This is a genomic window from Mycobacterium sp. TH-M82 (assembly GCF_057473605.1).
This window is the reverse complement of record NZ_JBYCKY010000628.1, coordinates 1-1164: the sequence shown is the minus strand read 5'-3', so window position 1 is coordinate 1164 and position 1164 is coordinate 1. Positions and strand designations below refer to the sequence as shown.

Sequence of the window (1164 nt, the reverse complement as noted above, 5' to 3'; positions counted from 1 at the left end):
TGCCGAGCGTGTCGAGCGCCTGACCGACGAATTTCCGCGTCTGTCGGTTGGTGCCTACAACGGTGCCAACACCGTGCTGTCGGGACCCGTGCAGGATCTGGAAGAAGCAGTGGTCGGGTTGAAAGCCGATGGTATCCGCTGTGATTGGCTAGATACCAGCCATGCGTTCCACTCGACGCTGCTGGACCCGATCCTCGACGAGTTCGAGGCGTACGCAGACCAATTCACTTACAGCTCGCCAGAACGGATTTTGATATGCAACCGTACCGGCTCAGCGATCGGCAGGAGCGTGAAACTGGATGGCAACTACTGGCGTCGCCACGCGCGGCAACCGGTGGAATTTGCTAAAAGTGTTCGCACCCTTGCTAATTCGGGTTGCAAAGTGTTGCTCGAGATCGGCCCACAACCGGTGCTCACCGCCGCAGCCCTGCGGGCATGGCCCGACCGGGCCACTGCACCGCGGGCGATCGCATCGCTGCGTCGAAACACCGCCGACCACCGGCAAATCACCGAAGCCCTCGCTGATGCGTACGTCCTGGGCCACCTGCCCGACTTCGACACCCTCCGGCCGGCGCACGCGCGAAAGCTCGACCTGCCCACCTACCCGTTCCAGCATCGCGAGTACTGGTATCGAGACAATCGGGGGCGTTCCAACCAACAACAGCACATCGCCGCGAGCACCGAAGCCATCCGTCTTCTCGAGGACGGCCGGATCGAGGAACTGGCGGTCCTACTCGACGGTCCGAGCGTTGATCATCAGACCCGCAATGTACTGGCGAAGCTCGCTGCGCAACACAACCAGCAGCGCGAGACTCAGTCGATCTCGGACGCGCGTTACGAGGTTCGTTGGGAGCAATCCACCGCCACAGGCTCGGCTGCGGAAGGCGGCGAAGGATCTACCTGGCTCCTCATCGGCGATGACGCCGATTCAGTCCAGCCGTTGATCAAGACGCTGACCGCGCGCGGACACCAGCATCGGATTCTCGGTTTGCCGGCGTCCGACGCGGACGAGGAACAGCTCCAGGCCGCGCTGCGTGCGGCGATGGCGGACGAACCCGCGTTACGCGTCCTGCATGTCGCGGCCCTCGATTCTGACACCGGGCCGTCGATGCGGTCGCTGCTGCGGATGCAACACCGAGTCTTGGGCGGAACCCGACGACTCTT

General features: G+C 63.2%; 1 protein-coding gene. It reads left to right on the top strand.

What is annotated here, in order from left to right; all coding sequences use genetic code 11:
• Window positions 1–1164: acyltransferase domain-containing protein (locus tag AC2VON_RS18475; RefSeq protein WP_486954258.1), on the top strand; the 1164-nt coding region annotated here is incomplete at both ends.